Here is a 20,127-nt window from a genome sequence, read left to right on the forward strand (position 1 = left end):
GTGCGTTTGTGGGAATAGGTCAACGGGTTGGACAACTTTCGCTTTGTAGCCTTTTTCGTTGAATAACACGAGGTCACGGGCCATTGTTGCTGGGTTACATGAGATGTAGATGACTTTCTTAGGTTTCATCTCGCATGTTGCTTCAATGAAGGATGCTTCCAAGCCTTTACGTGGCGGATCGACGAAGACAACATCAGCGGCGATTTCGGCTTTTTCCCATTGTTTCATTGTTTTTTCGGCTTTTCCTACTAAATAAGTAGCATTTTCGATGCCGTTGATTTCGGCATTTTTGTTCGCATCGGCTACGGCTTCTTCGACAACTTCCATCCCGTAAACGTGACGGACGTCTTTTGCAATGCTTAAGCCAATCGTACCGATTCCTGCATAGGCATCGATTACAACATCCGTTGGTTTTAATTCGGCTAATTCAAAGGCTTTTTTGTATAGTTCTTCGGCTTGAACAGTGTTAACTTGGTAGAAAGATTTTGAAGAAATGCGGTACGTATTGCCTAATAATTGATCTTCAATGTAGTCTTGTCCAAATAAGACTTTTTCTTTTTCACCTAAAATGACATTGGTTTTTTCTTCATTAATGTTTTGCATCACAGAAACAACTTCTGGGATTTCTTCTTTAATGATTGCGGCAATTTCTTGTCCTTTAAAGAATTTAGCGCGACGAGTCACAAGGACCACCATCATTTGATGCGTATAATGACCGCGACGAATGATAATGTGGCGCAAGAAACCTTCATTGAATTCTTCATTGTAGGCGGTGATATTAAAACGTTCTAAAATGCCACGGACTTTAATAATTGCTTCGTCGATGGCTGGGTCTTGAATATAAAAGTCTTCAATCGGTAGAATTTCATGGCTATTTTTACGATAAAAACCGGTAACCAATGTTCCTTGAAGTTTGCGAACAGGAATTTGGGCTTTGTTGCGGTAGGCAATTGGATTTTCCATGCCAACAGTTGGACGAACTTCGACATTTGGCATTTTGGCAATTTTTGCCATGACTTTTTCGACTTGTTCTTGTTTAAAGGCTAATTGTTTATCATACGCTAAGTGACTAAGTGGAGCGATACCCGTGCGAAGTAAATCTTCATTCGCAACGGCTTGACGATCAGGGCTCGTTTCAAGCATTTCAATAACACGAGCGTAGCCAAAACGGTTACCGACTTTGATGACTTTGATTTTTACTCGTTCACCTGGCAAGGCATTTTCAATGAACAACGGATAGTTCTCAACTTTAGCCACGCCTAATCCTTCGTGGGACAAGTCGATAATTTCGACCTCTAGTTCTTGGTTTTTCTTTAAATTAATGGGATTCATTTTTTTCTCCTTATTCGCTTTTCGCGCGTTACTACTTCTATTTTAGAAAACTTTTCGTTAAATGGCAACAAGAAAGGAAATACGAGAGAAAACAAAAGTATCTCTTTCATATTTCCTTTCTTGTTATTCTTCTATAGGTGACTCAAATTCAGATTCTTGGAGTCGTTCCACTTCTTCAAGAAACTCTTTACTGACTTCTTCATAAGCGTTACCGATAACCGCTTGATTCGGAATGGCATCAAGATCGCCATAAAACTCAATATGATTATGGAAATTTTCGAACGTCATCGGAGCATCGCCACCATACTCACCATCTAAATTGATCATGAGTCGTTTGTTTGGATCCGGTAAGTTCACTTCTAATTTGGATGTCTTCGTATAAATAATTCGTCGATCGTTGACATGTTTGCCGCCATTAATGAGCAATCCAACCAAATGCAAGATTTCAAAAACATTGGCGGTTTTGACAATAATTAAGGAAAACTTACCATCGTCTAACTTGGCGTCGGGAACAATTTGCTCAAAGCCGCCGACTGAATTGGTTAATCCTAAGAAAAACATGGACGCATTTCCGTCATAGACCCCGTCATCATATTTCAGATGCATCGGAATCGGTTTAATCCGCGGCAACAGTTCCGCACCTTTTGCTAAATACGCAAGATAACCAAAAATACTTTTTAGTTCAGTCGGTACTTCATAGGTCAGTTCCGTTAAATGGCCACCCGCAGCGATATTAATAAAGTAAGAATCGGCTGCTTTTCCGATGTCCATTTTAATGGTTTGATTTTTCAAAACGACTTTGGCTGCCTCGCGGACATTATCACGGGGGATTTTTAAGGCGCGAGCGTAGTCATTGGTCGTGCCTCCCGGGATAATCGCCATTTTCGGTCGTTTCTCTAAAGGAGCGATGCCGTTAACCACCTCGTTAATCGTCCCATCGCCACCAGCTGCGACGACTAAGTCATAGCCGGCTTCTGCGACGCGTCGTGCTTCGTTTTTCGCCGAATTTTCTTCTGGGGTGGTGGCAAAGGCACTGGCTTCAAAACCTGCTTGTTCTAACACATCAAGAATATCCGCCAAATTTTTCTTCATCAATTCTTTGCCTGCTACTGGATTATAAATGACACGCGCTTTTTTCATGTTACACCTCTTAGCGTTTTGCTAATTCTTCTTGTAATAATTTATTGACCACTCCTGGGTTTGCTTGCCCTTTCGTCGCTTTCATAATTTGACCAACTAAGAACCCGACAGCACGGTCTTTTCCATTTTTGAAATCATCAATCGATTGTTGATTTTGATTTAAAATGTCATTAATGATTGGTAGTAATTGACTTGGATCAGAAAGTTGAATGAGTCCTTTTTCTTTCACAACAGTCTTCGCATCGCCACCGTTCATAATTAACTCACGGAAGACTTTTTTCGCGATTTTTGAACTGATGGTGCCATCTTCAATTAAACTAATCATGCCTGATAAATTTTCAGGTGTCAATTTTGTTTCATGTAATTCTAATTTTTCACTGTTTAAATAAGCAGAAACTTCACCCATTAACCAGTTCGACGCTTGTTTGACGTCACTGCCCGCTTTGATAGTTGCTTCGAAGAAATCAGACATCTCACGTGTTAACGTTAAGACCATTGCGTCATATTCAGGCAGTCCTAATTCTTCAATGTAACGAGTGCGACGGGCTTGTGGCATTTCTGGTAAGCTTTGACGGACCGTTTGGATCCATTCGTCACTAATATCAAAACGTGGAATATCTGGTTCTGGGAAGAAACGATAATCGGCAGAGCCTTCTTTGACACGCATTAAGCTCGTGCTATTGGTTGCTTCTTCAAAACGGCGCGTTTCTTGTTGAATTTGGCCACCTGATAATAAAATCTTCGCTTGGCGTTTTTCTTCAAAAATTAAACCGCGACGCACAAAATTTAAAGAGTTTAAGTTTTTAATCTCAGCTTTTGTCCCAAATTCTTCTTGGCCATAAGGACGTAAGGAAATGTTCGCATCACAGCGCATTGATCCTTCTTCCATTTTGACATCCGAAACACCGGTAAATTGGATAATCGCGCGTAAAGTTTCTAAGAAAGCATACGCTTCTTCTGGTGAACGCATATCGGCTTCTGAGACAATTTCAATTAAAGGCGTGCCTTGACGGTTCAGGTCAACATGCGAATAGCCATCTTTGCCGTGTAAGTTTTTCCCAGCATCTTCTTCTAAGTGGACGCGTTCAATCCGGATGATTTTCTTTTTCCCGTTGACTTCGATTTCAACCCAACCATTTTTACCAATTGGTTTTTCATCTTGTGAAATTTGGTATGCTTTTGGATTATCTGGGTAAAAGTAGTTTTTACGGTCAAAGTACATGTCTTTGGTGATCTCACAATTTAAAGCTAACGCTGCTTTCATCCCATATTCGACCGCTTGTTTATTCACGACCGGTAACACTCCTGGGTGACCCCAATCGATTACGTGGGTGTTGCTATTTGGTTCTGCGCCGAAATGTGCCGGAGCTGGTGAGAAAATTTTCGAATTTGTTTTTAATTCCACGTGGACTTCTAGCCCAATGACTGTTTCGAAGTTCATTATTTACCTCCTCCTAAAATCACTGGTTTTTTCGTATGAAAATCAGTCGCTTGTTCAAAGGCATAAGCCGCTTGATACATCGTTTGTTCATCAAAATGTTTTCCGATAATTTGTAAGCCAATCGGTAAGCCTTCTGAAAAACCAGCAGGAATCGACATTCCTGGTAAGCCTGCTAAGTTGACTGGAATCGTTAATAAATCACTTAAGTACATCGCGAGTGGATCATTAATGTTTTCGCCAATCCCGTAAGCGACGTTAGGTGCTGACGGACCAATAATTAAATCAAAATCTTGGAAGACTTGATCGAAGTCTTGTTTAATCAACGTCCGAACTTGACCGGCTTTTTTAAAGTACGCATCGTAAAATCCTGAACTTAATGAGAAGCTACCAAGCATGATGCGACGTTTTACTTCTGTTCCAAAGCCTTCGCTTCGTGATTTGATATAAACATCTTCGAGTGTTTGCACATCTTCTGAACGATAGCCAAAACGAATGCCATCAAATCGTTGTAAATTCGTACTTGCTTCAGATGAAGCAATAATATAGTAAACGGCTACGCCATATTTTGAATGTGGCAAGCTAACTTCTTCAACCGTTGCCCCTAGTTGACGGAATGTTTCCGCTGCTTTTAAGATGGCTTCTTTAATTTCAGGTTGAATCCCTTCACCTAAGTACTCTTTAGGTAAGGCAATGCGCATGCCTTTCATTTCACCGGTTAATTTCGCCGTGAAGTCTGGTACTGAACGTCCCGCAGAAGTCCCGTCTTTTTCGTCATAACCACTGATTGCATTTAACGCAAATGCGTTATCTTGTACGCTACGTGTTAACGGTCCAATTTGATCTAAAGAAGATGAAAAGGCAATTAATCCATAACGTGACACACGGCCGTATGTTGGTTTCATGCCGACGATACCGTTAAAGGCTGCCGGTTGACGAATCGAACCACCCGTATCCGTTCCAAGTGAAAGCGGAATTTGACCTGCGGCAACAGCTGCGGCCGAACCACCTGAAGAACCACCTGGTACTTTCGTTTGATCCCATGCATTTTTCGTTAATTTGAAATAAGACGTTTCAGAACTGCCACCCATCGCAAATTCATCCATGTTTAGTTTCCCAACAGGAATCATGTCTGCTTGATAGACTTTATCCATAACCGTTGCATCATAAATTGGTGTAAAATTATACAACATTTTTGAAGCAGCGGTTGTCAATAAATCTTTGGTGACAATATTATCTTTAATCCCAATTGGGATACCTGCTAAAACATTGCTTTCAGAAATGCCTTTTAGGTCAAGTGCTTTTGCTAAATCGAGCGCTTTTGCTTCATTTAACGTAATAAACGCATCGACAGTTGGTTCTGTTTCTTTAATGCGGTCAAATGTTGCCCGCGTTAAATCAGTTGCTGTGATTTCTTTTGAGACAAGTAAATCATGCAACTCCACTAAACTTTTATCATACAATTTTGTCATTAGGCTCCGGCCTCCCCATCATCCATAATTGCCGGTACTTTAATGAAACCATCTTCTGATTCAGGGACGTTTTTCATTAATTCATCTCGATCCCAGCCTGGTGCGACTACATCTTCACGCATGACGTTGATTAAATCCGTCACGTTTGAGGTGAATGCCACATCTGTTGTATCTACTTCAGCTAACGTTTCTACCATATCAATGATTTTTCCTAATTGGACCGTAAAATCTTGTAACTCGTCTTCGTTAAAAGACAATTTTGATAGGTTAGCGACATGTTTTACTTCTTCTGCACTAATTGCCAATATTATCCCCCTCTTATCATTCCATGCACATTTGCATTTTCTTTTCGTTATGTTGTAACATTTTCTTTTCGATATGTTGTAACATTTTCTTTTCGCTATATTGTATCATTTTATCCTTCATCTTGAAATGATTATCCGTATTTTTTCATTTACTTTACAGAACTTTTCAAGATTACGTCTTTTTCGTCGAGAACCTCGCCTTTTAAAACGCCTTTTCATCCATCGATATCACATGTCTATACGCAGGAAAAACAATACTGGTGAGTGCTTTGATCGATCACACCAGTATTGTTTGACTCCTAATTGCGCGTCTTTCACCGTTTAACGGATTCAAAGACGCTATTCAAAGATGTGGGAGGTCACTTGTTCACTGCCTGCTGGGCGCGTAATCACCGCTTGCGGTACATGAACGGCACTGACTTCGACACTCACATTACCTGGAATTTCTGCAAACATGACTTCGACTTGTTTCCCAATAAATTGCGTAAAACTCGCTATTTCTGATTGGCCAAAATATTTCGAATCAATTTTAATCGTGAGATCGACGACTTCTTCCTCTACAAAACAAACAAAACCTGTCACACCGACTAAATCTGGAAACGCCTTTTGCACCGCTTTTTTAAACGTTAAGAAGCTTTGATTGATGCCTTTATCCGTCGCAAGATTTTGCACGCTATCGAATACTGGAAGCAAGAGCACACTTTCTGTGACTTCTTCGTACTCATCGATTGATTGTCCGCCTGCTTCACTGATTGCCGTATAAATAAATTGTCCGCCCGTCAATTGGCTAGCAGGTGCTTGTTCAAAGATATTGACTTGGATTGGAATGTTTTCATACCCTGCGATTTTACGCATTCTGGTTAGGACAGCACTGACGGAGCGATGGACTTGTTTCATCATTGCTTCAAGCGAAATGTCGATTGTCGTGCCGTCTTGCGTAAACGAACGATTAAACGCAAATCCTAAACTCACGCCACCAAGTGTGTTGCCATCGGCTTTTATGAAGTCATACGCTAAAAGTTGTTGGAAGACTAACGGCGTATTCGAATCAGCGGCGTTTAACCCTAACGGATTGTCTTCGGACTCTCGACCTAACCAAGCTTTTACCGTTGCTTCATCAAGTGCCTGTCCTTCTTTAAAATAATAATCTTCCGCTGAAAAAGCTTGATGGGATAATCGTAATAAGCCTCGCTCAAAGTTTTTTTGATTGTAGCCATTTTGTAAGCCGCTCGCTGTTAAGCCACGGATGGGACTCGTTTGATACGTTCCATCTTGCAAGACACTTTGGTAGACGGAATAGTCAATTCGCCCAGTGGTCATCGTTTGATTCGCGAGTTGTTCCTCGCGAACAGGTTTGATTTCTTTTTCAATATTACCGCAACCTGCCAACAAGCAAACACCCATCGCGAACAGACACTTCTGGAGATTTATCCTCATCCTTGCCCCTCCGTTTCTAAAGCCGCGACCATTTCGGCTTCTGTCCAAACCGTAATTCCTAAGGTAGTGGCTTTTGTTAGTTTGCTGCCGGCTTCTTCGCCTGCAATGACGAAATCCGTTTTTTTCGAGACACTTCCGACAATCGTGCCACCCAAGTTTTCGATCTTCGCTTTGGCTTCTTCACGTGTGAAATGACTTAATTTCCCGGTCAGGACGATACGTTTGTCTTTAAAGACGGAATCGATCGTTGCGAGATCACTTGCTGTTTTCCCAAGGTAACGTAAATTAACGCCGGCTGCTTGAAATTCTGCAATTAATTCTCGAACTTCATCATGATCAAAGTAATTCACGACACTATCCGCAATGACTTGACCAATGGAATAAAGATTGGCAATGTCTTCTTTTGATGCTTGGCTTAACGTAACGATATCACCAAAATGTTCCAGTAAAATTTTCGCAGCTTTGGCGCCGACATGGCGAATACCTAGTCCAAATAACAAGCGTTCGGCTGAGTTTTCTTTACTCTTTTGGATGGCCTCTAAAAAGTTATTCGCTGATTTCTCTTTTACTTTGTCTAATTGTAAGAAATCACTTTCCGTTAAGGTGTATAGATCGGCGACGTCGTGCACCAGATTTTTTTCAAATAACTGTTCTAAGATTCTTGGACCCAATCCGTCGATATTCATTGCATTGCGTGAAACAAAATGGTTTAACCCTTCTTTCATTTGCGCAGGACACTTCGGATTCACGCAACGTAGCGCAACTTCTTCTGCTAAATGCACGAGCTCACTTTCACAAACAGGGCAACGAGTCGGAATGTCATAGACTTGACTATCCGCGGGACGTTTGTCAGTGATGACGTACGCGACTTCTGGAATAATATCACCGGCTTTATAAATGACGACTTGATCGTTCAGACGAATGTCTTTGGCTTCGATGTAATCGCGGTTATGCAAACTAGCGCGACTAACGGTCGTTCCAGCGACTTTCACCGGTGTCATCACAGCGGTTGGGGTAACCACTCCAGTGCGCCCAATTGTCCACTCAATCGCTTCAATTGTCGTCTCGACTTCTTCTGGAGGAAACTTATACGCAATCGCCCAACGCGGAGCACGGACGGTAAATCCTAAGTTGTCTTGTGCGTTAAATTCATTGACTTTAATCACGACGCCATCAATATCATAGGGCAATTCACTCCGAGTGAGTTGATATTCATTGATATAAGCCCAAACTTCTTCAATTGTTTCGCAAACACGCGATTCTGGATTGATTTTAAATCCGAGCGTACCAAGTTCTTTCAAGGCTTCTTCTTGATTAGTGACGTGCAACATCCCTGCGTCGGCGACCGTGTAAATAAAACTACTTAACTGACGTTGGGCTGTCACTTTGGAATCAAGTTGACGTAAACTTCCAGCCGCCGCATTCCGCGGATTCGCAAAGACTTCCAGACCGGCTTCTTCGCGACCTTGGTTTAGTTGGACGAAAGACGTTTTTGGCATGTAACACTCGCCGCGCACTTCCATCGAGTAAGGTTGCGTGAGTTCCAAGGGAATCGAACGGACCGTTTTGATATTTTCGGTAATATTCTCACCAATTGTGCCATCGCCACGTGTGGCACCCCGAACGAACTTGCCGTTTTCATAGCGTAGCGAAATCGACAAGCCATCAATTTTCAGCTCACACGTGTAACGAGGCGCGTAGCCTAGTACTCTCGTAACCCGGCGATCAAAAGCGACGAGATCCGCTTCACTAAAAGCATCGTTTAAACTATAAAGCGGGATTTCATGCGTGACTTTTTCAAACCCAGCTGACACAATCCCGCCCACTCGTTGGGTCGGCGAATCTTCCTGAATTAAACTAGGATGCTTGGCTTCTAAATCCACTAATTCTTGGTACAGTTTATCGTAGACGAAATCTTCGACAGTTGGTCGGTCTTGAACGTAATACTCGTGGGCATATTGGTTTAATTGTCTGACTAACTCAATGATTCGAAGTTGTTCTTCTTGTAGCGTCATCAAAAGCGCTCCTTTACTAATTTATTTTTTCAATCGGTGCAAAAGCGGCTAACAAGCGCTTGACACCTTGTTGGGGAAAGGCAATAAACAGTTCACTATCTTTGCCTTCGTTTATCATTTTTACTACCGTTCCTTGTCCCCATGTCTTATGCTGAACTTTATCGCCTATCGTCCAGTCGACGCCTTCAGCTCCCGAGGCTTGTTTCTTCGTGGATGCCGGGCGTGTAGGCGATTGATGATAGACCGGTTTTAAAACTTGCGGTTGTTGCCCATATGATCTTGTTGCAGCTGGACGAGAGGTTTGTGCTGATAACAAAGCATCATCGATTTCACTAATAAAACGCGACGGTTGGTTGTACTGACTACGACCATAAAGAACGCGTGAGTATGCATTCGTGATATACAGCTTTTCTTCGGCGCGGGTAATCCCTACATAGGCGAGGCGGCGTTCTTCTTCCAGATCTTTTTCTTCCATTAATGAACGTGACAACGGAAAGACATTTTCTTCCATCCCGATTAAAAAGACGACTGGAAATTCTAGTCCTTTGGCAGCGTGTAACGTCATCAACGTGACTTGTGCACTTTCTTCTTCATACGAATCGATATCAGAAAGTAAAGCTAAGTCATTTAGGAAAATAATTAACCGGTCTTCGGCTGTTGCGGTCGCATCGTTCATTTCAAGTTCATAGCGTTTATCAAACTCTTGTGTGACGGTTAGAAACTCTTCTAAGTTCTCAAGTCTCCCTTGAGATTCGAGCGTATTCTGAATTTTGAGTTCCTCTAAATAACCACTTTTTTCTAAGACTTGTTCTGTGAGTTCTGTAACGGATAAGTAAGGAATCATCTGAGTGAAATCCATCATCATTGTTCCAAACGCTTGTAACTGTTGGCCGGCTTTACCCGAAATATTCGCCAGACTTGCTTCTCTGGCTGCTTCAAGCAAGGTCCAGTCGTGCATTTCCGCGAATTGACGTAATTTGGTCAGCGAGGTTGGACCGACGCCTCGTCTTGGTGTATTAATAATACGTTCCAAGCTAATCGAATCGCTCGGGTTGGCGATGGCATTCAAATATGCTAAGAGGTCTTTAATTTCTTTACGGTCATAGAACTTGTGCCCGCCGACCATTGTATAAGGAATATTGGCTTTTAATAACACATCTTCAATCGCTCGTGATTGCGCATTGGTGCGATATAAAACAGCGAAATCACTAAATTTGCGATTCTCTTCTTGCACTTCTTTGCCAATTTGACTGACAATAAACTGGCCTTCTTCGCGTTCACTTTGTCCACGATAATAGGTAATTTCTTTTCCTTGGGCATTTTGGGTCCAAAGATTTTTCTCTCTTCTTTGACGATTATTGCCAATGACTTGGTTGGCTGCTGTTAAGATCGTTTTCGTCGAGCGATAATTTTGCTCTAATAAAATCACTTGCGCATCCGGGTAGTCTTTTTCAAAATCTAAAATATTTTGCATGTCTGCTCCACGCCAGCCATAAATACTTTGGTCGGCATCTCCCACGACGCATAAATGACGAAAACGAGCAGCCAATAAATTAACCAAAGTATACTGTGCATGATTGGTATCTTGGTATTCGTCAACATGAATATACTGAAACTTATGCTGGTAATAAGCTAAGACTTCGGGAACTTCTTGGAATAGACGAATCGTATTCATAATTAAATCATCAAAGTCCATGCATTCGTTGCGCTGTAATTCCTTTTGATAGCGATGGTAGCACTTTGCGACGATTTGTTGATAGTAATCCCCTTGTAAGGCTTCATATTTTTTTGGGGTTAACATCTCATTTTTCGCATTGGAAATCGTGGATAAGAAACTACGAGCGTCATATTTTTTCGGATCTAGATTCGCTTCTTTTAAAATTCGTTTCATCAGCGTCAATTGATCAGAAGAATCTAAAATCGTGAAATTTTTTGAATAGCCAATTTGGTCAATTTCTCTTCGCAAAATGCGGACACACATCGAGTGAAATGTCGAAACCCAAACGTCTTCTCCTTTTGTTCCTAATAAGTCAGTAACCCGGGATTTCATTTCTTTTGCGGCTTTATTCGTAAAGGTGATGGCCAAAATATTCCAGGGGTTCACCATTTTTTCTTCAATTAAATAAGCAATTCGATGGGTTAATACCCGTGTTTTTCCACTTCCGGCTCCGGCCATTAGTAATAAGGGACCGTTAATCGTTTGAACGGCTTCTTTTTGTCTTTCATTCATTCCATCGAGTAACAATTTCTTGGATGACATTCATATCAACATCCTTTCTCCTGATATCCCATCAAGTATAGCATTTTCCGATTTCTCCTTAAAGGGAACAATCATTAAAAATCAGATTCTTTTGATTGAATTTTTGACTGATTTTGCTCATATTTGACTGTTTTTGATTGATTGTTCTTCTTTTCTATGCTAATATACCTTTAGAAGGAGGTTTGAAAATGCTTACAACCGAAAGACATCAGTTTATTTTAAACTACTTAGAGACACATGGAACCATTACGATTCATGAAATCTCCGCTGCCTTAGCAACCTCAGAGTCGACGATTCGCCGAGATTTACAATTTCTCGAAGATCAAAAACTACTCCTTCGTGTTCATGGTGGCGCGCAACGAAAAACACAATTAAATCATGAAGCTTCGATGGCTGAAAAACGTCAACAACATCTGATCGAAAAACAAAAAATTGCTAAATATGCCGGGACGCTCATTAAAGAAGGCGATACGATTTTTTTAGATGCTGGTTCCACTACTTTAGAGATGATCCCCTACCTTCCAACAGATCCGACTTTAAAAGTCGTAACCAATTCTGTGACCCACGCGCTTCAATTACTCGAACGAGGCATTGAGACGATGATTTTAGGGGGCACGTTAAAACGCACGACCAATGCCATTGTCGGTCCAACTGCGGTCGAGCAATTGCAACAATTGTATTTTGATAAAGCTTTCTTAGGGATGAATGGAATCGACGAGCAAGCGGGTTACACGACACCGGATACGGAAGAAGCAATTATCAAAAAAACAGCTGCTCGCCAAAGTCAAGAGGCTTTTGTCCTTGCTGATCGCTCAAAATTCAAGCAACGAAGCTTCGTCCAAGTGCTGCCACTCAAACAAGCGATGATCCTAACTGACAATTGTCCGAAAGACTATCTTAAAACACTTAAAAAACAAACAAAAGTAACGGAGGTATAAATATGATTTACACAGTTACACTAAATCCCTCAATTGACTATATCGTTCATGCCGAGACAATCGAAATGGGCGCAGTCAACCGGATGAGTGCCGACTTAAAACTACCTGGTGGAAAAGGCATCAACGTTTCGCGTATTTTGAAGCGTCTAGAAGTCCCCGCTGTCGCAACCGGCTTTTTAGGCGGATTCACCGGTCGCTTTATTGATGACTGGTTAGAAGCCGAAGGAGTCCCGACAGATTTTACGCAAATTGAGGCTGATACGCGCATTAACATTAAACTAAAAGCGGAAGTCGAAACAGAAATTAACGGTCTTGGACCAAGCGTTTCGCCTTTAGAAATTGCGCGCTTAAAACAGTCACTCCAGTCTTTAAACGCAAATGACATTGTGGTGCTTGCGGGTAGTGTCTTACCTTGTCTACCCCAAAACTTTTACCAAGAATTAATCGAACTGATTAAAGCACAAGAAGCCGAATTTGTGATTGACACAACAGGAGAAAATCTTTTAAACGCTCTCCCTCATCAGCCTTTATTAATTAAGCCAAATAAAGAAGAATTGGGCGAATTGTATCACACGGAAATCACTGAACTTTCCGAGGTGATTCATTACGGAAAAAAACTTTTAAAAGACGGACCGCGTTTTGTGCTTATTTCAATGGCCGGTGATGGTGCCTTATTGTTTACAAAACAAGGAGTCTATCAATCAAACGTCCTCAAAAGACCTTTAAAAAACTCCGTCGGTGCAGGCGATTCGATGATTGCCGGTTTTGTTGGCCAATGGACGCAAACGAATGATCCAATTGAAGCCTTTAAGTGGGGCGTTGCTTGCGGAAGTGCCACGGCATTTTCAGATGACCTTGCGACCGCAGCCTTTATTTCAGAGTTATTACCAGAAGTTACGATTACAATTTTAGAGGAGGATTACAATGAAAATTAATGATTTATTACAAAAAAACTTAATGATCATGGATTTACAAGCAACTGATAAACAAAGTGCGATCGAAGAAATGGTACAACGGTTATATGAAGAGAAGATTATTTCAAATATCGAAGAATTTAAGGCAGGAATTTTGGCCCGTGAAGCACAAACGTCAACTGGCTTAGGCGATGGTGTCGCGATGCCTCATGCTAAAAATGCTGCTGTTCTTCAACCAGCCGTATTATTTGCGAAAAGCCCACAAGGTCTTGATTACGAAGCATTAGATGGACAACCGACTTCCCTCTTCTTTATGATCGCAGCCCCTGAAGGCGCAAACGATACACACTTACAAGCCTTAGCGGCACTTTCAGGTCGTTTAATCGATGCTGATTTTTTAACAAAATTAAATCAAGCACAAACGCCTGATGATGTTCAAATGTTATTTGCTGAAGAAAAAGAAACAACTGAAGAACCTGCGCTACAAGAAAATCTTGCTGGTGATCGTCCATTCATTATCGCAGTTACCGCCTGTCCAACTGGAATTGCTCATACTTTCATGGCAGCTGACGCCTTAAAGAAAAAGGCAGCTGAAATGGGTGTGGAAATCAAAGTGGAAACAAATGGTTCAGAAGGGATCAAAAATAAACTGACCCCAGAAGATATTAAGCGCGCGCAAGCAGTCATTGTCGCAGCTGACAAAAAAATTGAAATGAATCGCTTTGATGGTAAACCATTACTTAATCGTCCTGTTAGTGATGGCATCCGCAAAACAGAAGCGTTAATCACGGAAGCTGTCAGTGGGAACGCGCCTATCTTCCATGGAGATAACCAAGACTCTTCAGAAGAAAGTACCTCTAGTACTTCCTTAGGACAAGAAATCTATAAAAACTTAATGAATGGTGTTTCCCACATGCTTCCTTTTGTCATAGCTGGTGGTATTTTAATTGCTATTTCATTCATGGTCGATCAATTTATTGGTGTTCCGGTTGATTCACTAGGGAAATTAGGCTCTTTCAACCCACAAGCTGCTTGGTTTAATCAAATTGGCGGCGCTGCTTTTGGCTTTATGTTACCGGTATTAGCTGGATTTATCGCGATGAGTATTAGTGATCGTCCAGGACTGGTCGCAGGTTTTGCTGCAGGTGCGCTTGCAAGTTCCGGTGGTGCTGGCTTTCTTGGTGCTTTAGTCGGTGGTTTCTTAGCAGGTTACGTGATCGTATTCTTACGTAAGATTTTTGCGAACTTACCAAAATCATTAGATGGAATTAAAACCATTTTATTTTATCCATTCTTTGGTCTTTTAATCACTGGTTTCTTAATGTTATTAATCAATGTTCCAATGAAAATTATCAATGATGGTTTAAATAACTTTTTAGGTAGTATGGATGGCACGAATGCTGCCCTACTTGGAATTTTACTTGGTGTCATGATGGCCGCAGACTTGGGTGGTCCCATCAACAAAGCTGCCTATGTCTTTGGTACAGGAACATTAGCAGCAACCGTCACAACTGGTGGTAGCGTTGTAATGGCTGCTGTTATGGCTGCTGGAATGGTTCCTCCGCTCGCGATTTTCGTGGCAACTCGTCTCTTTAAAAACAAGTTTACGCAACCAGAACGTGAAGCAGGCTTAACAAATATTATTATGGGATTATCTTTTGTCACAGAAGGTGCCATTCCCTTTGCTGCAGCAGATCCGTTCCGTGCGATTCCTAGTTTCATGCTAGGTTCTGCGTTAACTGGTGGACTTGTCGGCGCATTCGGAATTAAATTATTAGCGCCCCACGGTGGAATCTTCGTGATTTTACTCTTAAGTAATCCTTTATTATACCTACTCTTTATCGTAATCGGCGCCATCGTTTCTGGCGTTGTCTTAGGTCTTCTCAAAAAACCTTCACACTAAAACGAAAAAAGCAGTTTCCGATCACTTGACGATCGGAAACTGCTTTATTTTAACGATTCAATGACAAAAAACACCCTCAGAAAGATTTTTCTCCTGAGGGTGTTTATCATAATTAATCGATTCCGATTTCTTCCCGAACGACTGTCGCAATTTTTTCGACATAGTATTCGACAAGTTCGTTCGTTGGTGCTTCAGCCATGACACGTAATAATGGCTCAGTTCCAGAAGGACGGACAAGAATACGTCCATTACCAGCCATTTCAGCTTCTGCTTCATCAATGACTGCTTTAATTGCTGGAACGTCCATCACACCTTCTTTATTTGATACGCGAATATTAACTAGCTTTTGTGGGTAAATCGTTACTTCTGCTGCAAGTTCAGATAATTTTTTGCCAGTTTGTTTCATAACATTTAGCAATTGGATTCCTGAAAGCATACCGTCTCCTGTAGTGTTAAAGTCAAGGAAAATCATGTGACCTGATTGCTCACCACCAAAGTTATAGCCATTTTTACGCATTTCTTCTACGACGTAACGGTCACCGACTTGCGTCACAACATCTTGCATGCCCGCTTCTTCGAGTGCTTTATGGAAGCCTAAATTACTCATAACGGTTGTCACAATTGTATTGTTTTTCAAGCGTTTTTGTTGCGCTAAGTACTTCCCACAAATATACATGATTTTGTCACCGTCAACGATATTACCTAACTCATCGACTGCAATGACACGGTCGCCATCGCCATCAAAAGCTAAACCGACATCGGCTTGTTTTTCTAGCACAAATTCCGCTAACTTTTCTGGGTGCGTCGATCCAACACCGTCATTGATATTAATACCGTTTGGTGAAGTCCCAATGGTGTAAAATTCTGTTTCTAGATCTGCAAATAAACGATTGACAGAGGTTGCTGTCGCACCGTGCGCCGCGTCTAAACAAACTTTGATACCAGAAAGATCACCATTAATGGTTTGTTCTAGGAATTGAGAATATCTTAATAGTCCTTCAGGGAACTCTTCTAACGTTCCAAGTCCTTGTGCTGAAGGTCTTGGTAATAAATCTTCAGGAGCATCTAATAAGGCTTCAATTTCTAATTCTTGCTCATCGACCAATTTAAATCCGTCGTTTCCAAAGAATTTAATCCCGTTATCTTGCGCGGGATTATGTGAAGCAGAAATCATCACGCCAGCACTTGCTTTTTGCGTCCGCGTTAAATACGATACACCAGGTGTCGCAATCACGCCAAGTTGAAATACTTCAATGCCGACAGATAAGAGACCGGCAATTAAGGCACTTTCTAACATCTCACCTGAAATACGAGTATCACGTCCAACTAATACTCGTGGGCGTTGCTCGCCACTTTCGTGTTGGCTCAAGACATAGCCACCGTATCTACCTAATTTAAATGCTAATTCTGGTGTCAATTCCTTATTCGCTTCTCCACGGACACCATCTGTTCCAAAATATTTACCCATTTTTTATAATCTCCTCATTCATTAAAGTTAATTTTTATTCCTCTGAAGGAATCGTTTCTTGTACTGGATTATCAACAGATTCTTTCGCACCTGCCAAGCCCAAGGTTTTTTCGTCTGTTTTTTCACTAGTAGTAGATTCCGAGGTGTTCGTCTCGGAAGTTGTTGCACTTGTCGCATCCGAATTAGCAGTGGATTCACCTGTAGAATCTTGGGTACTTTCGGCGGTTGGAATCAACACAGGCGTGATGGTCACATTCACTTGTTGGGGATAGACAAACATTCCTTCTGCTACTTTTAGTGTGACGGTTTGTTGAACTTTTTCGCTAATACTTGAAATATCAATGACTGCTCTTAACTGACTATAATTAGCCAATTGCTCAGGAGAACCAATGATCACTGCCGTTGGTTGACTCGCCATCATTTCATAATGAGAAATCCCTGCAGGCATCTCACCCACTTGCTCTAAAATAAGAGGGACTTCTTTTTGTGGTGCTTTGATTTCGAGTGTGACATTCGCTTTTTCGGAAGATAAAAAGGCACTAATGATTTCGCCTTCTTCATTCACTGCGTAAAGAGCGACCTCTTTCGACATATTTTGGTCAACGTCAGATAAATTATCAAGATTCGCGATAACTTTTGTGATTTCTTTCATGCTTTCGTTCCCTGTTGTTACTTCTACTTCTTTAGGATTCACACTAACAGTCGAAATTTGATAACCTTCTGCTAAATTGTCATCAGAGATCATCACTTCTACTGGAAATGTTTTCGTTTCTAACTTTTCAATCGTGACCGTAATACTCGTCGGTTCCAATGTTGCCGTCACACCGGTCGTTAAATTTTGGACTTTTAGCGGCACCGTATGAGTCCCTTCCGTAAGTCCCGTTAAATCAGTGACGACGCGAAAACTTCGGGTTTCTTGATTGACTTCACTATTTAACAAAATTCGATTCAAACTACTTAAGCGGACTGTCGCTTCCGGCTCGTACCCTTGAATAAAGTATTTTTCACTATCATAAATGGGTTGAATCGCTACTCCTTGAATGGTTTCTTCTAAGGTATTGGGTGACATAATCGCCGTGGTAATATTTGAACTATTCGGACTGAAAAATAGAATTAACGTAAAGACAAGTGACAATAGTGCATACATCAAATTACTGATACGCTCTTTGGTAAACATTATTTATCACCTCTCGTAAGTCGGTTAAATTCTCGCCAAATATTGGCTAAATAATTTTTCTTTTCGACTTTAGTTTCAGTAGATAGAATGGTTTCATTTAATAATTCAATGTATTCCTCTCGACTTAAGTTCGCGTATAAATGATTATCATAGGCAATGCTAATATCGCCAGTTTCTTCTGACACAATTAATGTTAGAGCATCACTTACCTCAGAAACCCCAACAGCAGCACGATGTCGTGTACCAAAATGTTTCGGAATGAGTAAGCTTTCTGAGAGCGGTAAATAGGCGCACGCTACAGCAATCTTTCCATTTTTGACAATTACGGCTCCATCATGTAAAGGCGTATTCGGGATAAAAATATTAATCAGCAATTCCTCTGAAATATCCGCATCAAGTGAGATCCCTGTTTCAATATACTCATCAAGTGCCGTATTTTTTTCAATCGTAATTAAGGCACCGATTTTTCGTTTAGACATATACTGTAACGCCCGGTCCATCGCTTGGACTGTTTGTTCATTGATATCCGTCTTTCCTTTCGGGGCACTCAACAAACTCGTTCGACCTAAATGTTCCAGTCCACGACGAATTTCTGGCTGAAAAATGACAATTCCAGCGATTACTCCGTATATAATGACTTGATCCATTAGCCATGAGAGTGTATGAAGTCCGACTATTTCAGAAAAAAAACGGATTGCAATAAAGACTGCTACACCTTTTAACAGTTGAATTGCTTTGGTTCTTCGTAACAGTTGGATTAATTTATAAATAATAAACCAGACTACGAGGATATCTAAAATGTTAACAAAGAGTGAACCGGTCAGTACATCTTGAGAAAAAAGTTTTTCCCAGTAGTCTGCATTAAAAATATTCCCTATGTTACTCACATCGCTACACCTCCTTTTACCGTCATTCTCAACACATTTATTATACCATAGCTTTATCGTAAATTTGAAATTTTTCAGCAAATAATCAGTTGTAACACTTCTTTCTTACTAGATTAAGAAATATTTGTTATAGTAAAGATAGACCCATTACCCATGGATAAAAGGAGACGATAGAGATGGATACATCGAGTATTAACGCACAAAAAGTAGATCATACGACTGGAATATTGATTGGTGAAGCAACTCCCAAACAACTGATCGAATTTCAAAATGTGCGCTGCCCTTATTGTAAAAAATGGTTTGAACAATCCTTTGACGAATTACAAGAAGCGGTGAAAGCTGGAAAAGTTCAACGTGTTATTAAACTATTTGACAAAGAAAAAGAATCGTTACAACGCGGAAATGTCATGCACCGTTTTATTACAAAAAATGATGGCGTTAAAGCCTTAAAAGAACTCGCTAAAATATACGAAACACAAAACCAATGGGGCGCACTCTCACTCGAAGAAGTTGCTACTTTTGCCAAAGAACAACTGGGATTAACAGAGCAAACCGATGCTGCTACAACGGAACATGTCATCCATGAAGCACAGGCAGCTTCGATTCAATTTGTGCCCACTCTCCTTTTGGATGACCATATTTTTGACGAGTCAATCACGACTGAGACGCTCGCTTCTTACTTGAATTAACCGAAAATACCCATCGACACGTTTAATCGTATCGATGGGTATTTTTATCATTCTTTTCGAAGCGCAAGAGCTCGTTCAATGGTTCGATCCACCAAAACCGATTGCGCATCAATAACGGGGTAATCATGTTGCCCAAAGGACGCTTCCATTAACGAAAGCTCGGTACAACCGAGTATGATTTGTTTACATCCGGCATCGACTGCATCTTTCAAAATTTCAACATACAGTGACTGATTTAAAAAATCATTTTCTTTAATATCGTGATAAATCAAATGATTAATTTTATCTTGTAATTTTTCTGTTGGAAGATAAACTTCTAATCCAGCTTGGCGCATTTGTGTTTCGTAAATTCCCGCTTTGACACTTCCAGTTGTGCCAAAAAAAGCCACTTTACCTACTTCTTTTTGCTTCAAGACTTCTTTCACCGCTTCTTTTGGCATATGCAATATCGGAATTGGTGTAGCTGCTTGTAACGTATCAAAGAAATGGTGCGCGGTATTACACGTTAAGACAATGAAATCTGGTTTTAATAAGTTTTGTTTCTCAATGTCATCTAATAAGTACGGGAGCGGACTGTCATTCGTTGCATCTAAAATATAAGCCGTTCGATCTGGAACCGTCGCATGATTAAATAAAACATAATTTAAGTAATCTTGATCTTTATGAGTCACTACTCGTTCATTTAATAAGTGAACAAAACTCTCTGTTGCCATCGTTCCCATCCCACCAAGAATACTAAAAAAATGTTCCAT

At 40.9% G+C, this 20,127-nt stretch carries 16 protein-coding genes; 4 read left to right on the plus strand and 12 right to left on the minus strand.

Features of this window, described 5'->3' with window-relative positions:
* From rlmD to pcrA, 8 genes are all read right to left on the minus strand, one after another.
* Positions 1 to 1,332, minus strand: a 1,332-nt coding sequence (rlmD, locus tag RU93_RS10915) for a 23S rRNA (uracil(1939)-C(5))-methyltransferase RlmD (protein ID WP_071875665.1), incomplete at its 3' end; no start/stop codon positions are given.
* Positions 1,333 to 1,455: 123 nt separating this feature from the next.
* A complete protein-coding gene (locus tag RU93_RS10920) occupies positions 1,456 to 2,472 on the minus strand; it encodes a diacylglycerol kinase (RefSeq protein WP_071875666.1) in 1,017 nt (338 codons plus the stop codon).
* Between the two features lie 10 nt (positions 2,473 to 2,482).
* Complete coding sequence (gene gatB, locus RU93_RS10925) at positions 2,483 to 3,913, minus strand: Asp-tRNA(Asn)/Glu-tRNA(Gln) amidotransferase subunit GatB (RefSeq protein WP_071875667.1); 1,431 nt, start codon at positions 3,911 to 3,913, stop codon at positions 2,483 to 2,485.
* Complete coding sequence (gatA, locus tag RU93_RS10930) at positions 3,913 to 5,382, minus strand: Asp-tRNA(Asn)/Glu-tRNA(Gln) amidotransferase subunit GatA (RefSeq protein WP_071875668.1); 1,470 nt, start codon at positions 5,380 to 5,382, stop codon at positions 3,913 to 3,915. The genes gatB and gatA overlap by 1 nt, the downstream gene beginning before the upstream one ends.
* Positions 5,382 to 5,687, minus strand: coding sequence for an Asp-tRNA(Asn)/Glu-tRNA(Gln) amidotransferase subunit GatC (gene gatC / locus RU93_RS10935; RefSeq protein WP_071875669.1), 306 nt, complete (start codon positions 5,685 to 5,687; stop codon positions 5,382 to 5,384). Before gatC ends, gatA begins: the two co-directional genes overlap by 1 nt.
* 339 nt (positions 5,688 to 6,026) lie before the next feature.
* Positions 6,027 to 7,124, minus strand: a complete 1,098-nt coding sequence (locus RU93_RS10940) for a CamS family sex pheromone protein (RefSeq protein ID WP_071875670.1) — start codon at positions 7,122 to 7,124, stop codon at positions 6,027 to 6,029.
* Complete coding sequence (ligA, locus tag RU93_RS10945) at positions 7,121 to 9,139, minus strand: NAD-dependent DNA ligase LigA (protein ID WP_071875671.1); 2,019 nt, start codon at positions 9,137 to 9,139, stop codon at positions 7,121 to 7,123. Before ligA ends, RU93_RS10940 begins: the two co-directional genes overlap by 4 nt.
* Positions 9,140 to 9,155: 16 nt before the next feature.
* Positions 9,156 to 11,399, minus strand: a complete 2,244-nt coding sequence (gene pcrA / locus RU93_RS10950) for a DNA helicase PcrA (protein ID WP_071875672.1) — start codon at positions 11,397 to 11,399, stop codon at positions 9,156 to 9,158.
* A 188-nt stretch (positions 11,400 to 11,587) separates the two neighbouring features.
* Between pcrA and RU93_RS10955 the strand changes: the two genes are divergently transcribed.
* Genes RU93_RS10955 through RU93_RS10965 form a run of 3 tightly spaced genes read left to right on the plus strand, consistent with a single transcriptional unit; the run spans position 11,588 to position 15,154 of the window.
* A complete protein-coding gene (locus RU93_RS10955; RefSeq protein WP_071875673.1) occupies positions 11,588 to 12,337 on the plus strand; it encodes a DeoR/GlpR family DNA-binding transcription regulator in 750 nt (249 codons plus the stop codon).
* A 2-nt stretch (positions 12,338 to 12,339) separates the two neighbouring features.
* On the plus strand, positions 12,340 to 13,272 hold the full coding sequence (gene pfkB / locus RU93_RS10960) for a 1-phosphofructokinase (RefSeq protein WP_071875674.1): 933 nt from the start codon (positions 12,340 to 12,342) through the stop codon (positions 13,270 to 13,272).
* Complete coding sequence (locus RU93_RS10965) at positions 13,262 to 15,154, plus strand: PTS fructose transporter subunit IIABC (protein WP_071875675.1); 1,893 nt, start codon at positions 13,262 to 13,264, stop codon at positions 15,152 to 15,154. Before pfkB ends, RU93_RS10965 begins: the two co-directional genes overlap by 11 nt.
* 112 nt (positions 15,155 to 15,266) lie before the next feature.
* Here RU93_RS10965 and glmM read toward each other — a convergent pair whose 3' ends face one another.
* From glmM to cdaA, 3 genes are read right to left on the minus strand one after another with little or no spacing between them, the layout of a single operon-like run.
* Positions 15,267 to 16,622 carry a phosphoglucosamine mutase gene (glmM, locus tag RU93_RS10970; RefSeq protein ID WP_071875676.1) on the minus strand — a complete coding sequence of 452 codons (1,356 nt, stop codon included), beginning with the start codon at positions 16,620 to 16,622 and terminating at the stop codon, positions 15,267 to 15,269.
* Positions 16,623 to 16,656: 34 nt separating this feature from the next.
* Positions 16,657 to 17,799, minus strand: a complete 1,143-nt coding sequence (locus RU93_RS10975; RefSeq protein ID WP_071875677.1) for a CdaR family protein — start codon at positions 17,797 to 17,799, stop codon at positions 16,657 to 16,659.
* Positions 17,799 to 18,686 (minus strand): diadenylate cyclase CdaA, encoded by an 888-nt coding sequence (gene cdaA / locus RU93_RS10980; RefSeq protein WP_071875678.1) that lies wholly within the window; start codon positions 18,684 to 18,686, stop codon positions 17,799 to 17,801. The genes RU93_RS10975 and cdaA overlap by 1 nt, the downstream gene beginning before the upstream one ends.
* A 176-nt stretch (positions 18,687 to 18,862) precedes the next feature.
* On the opposite strand from cdaA, the gene RU93_RS10985 reads away from it, so the two are divergent.
* The gene (locus RU93_RS10985; protein ID WP_071875679.1) at positions 18,863 to 19,375 is read left to right on the plus strand and encodes a thioredoxin domain-containing protein; all 513 of its coding nucleotides are present in this window, start codon (positions 18,863 to 18,865) and stop codon (positions 19,373 to 19,375) included.
* A gap of 47 nt (positions 19,376 to 19,422) precedes the next feature.
* Here the strand turns inward: RU93_RS10985 and RU93_RS10990 are convergent, their stop codons facing one another.
* Entirely contained in the window at positions 19,423 to 20,127 is a 705-nt protein-coding gene (locus RU93_RS10990) for an amino acid racemase (protein ID WP_071875680.1), read from the minus strand.

It is taken from the genome of Enterococcus aquimarinus (genome assembly GCF_001885765.1).
Lineage (GTDB): Bacteria > Bacillota > Bacilli > Lactobacillales > Enterococcaceae > Enterococcus_I > Enterococcus_I aquimarinus.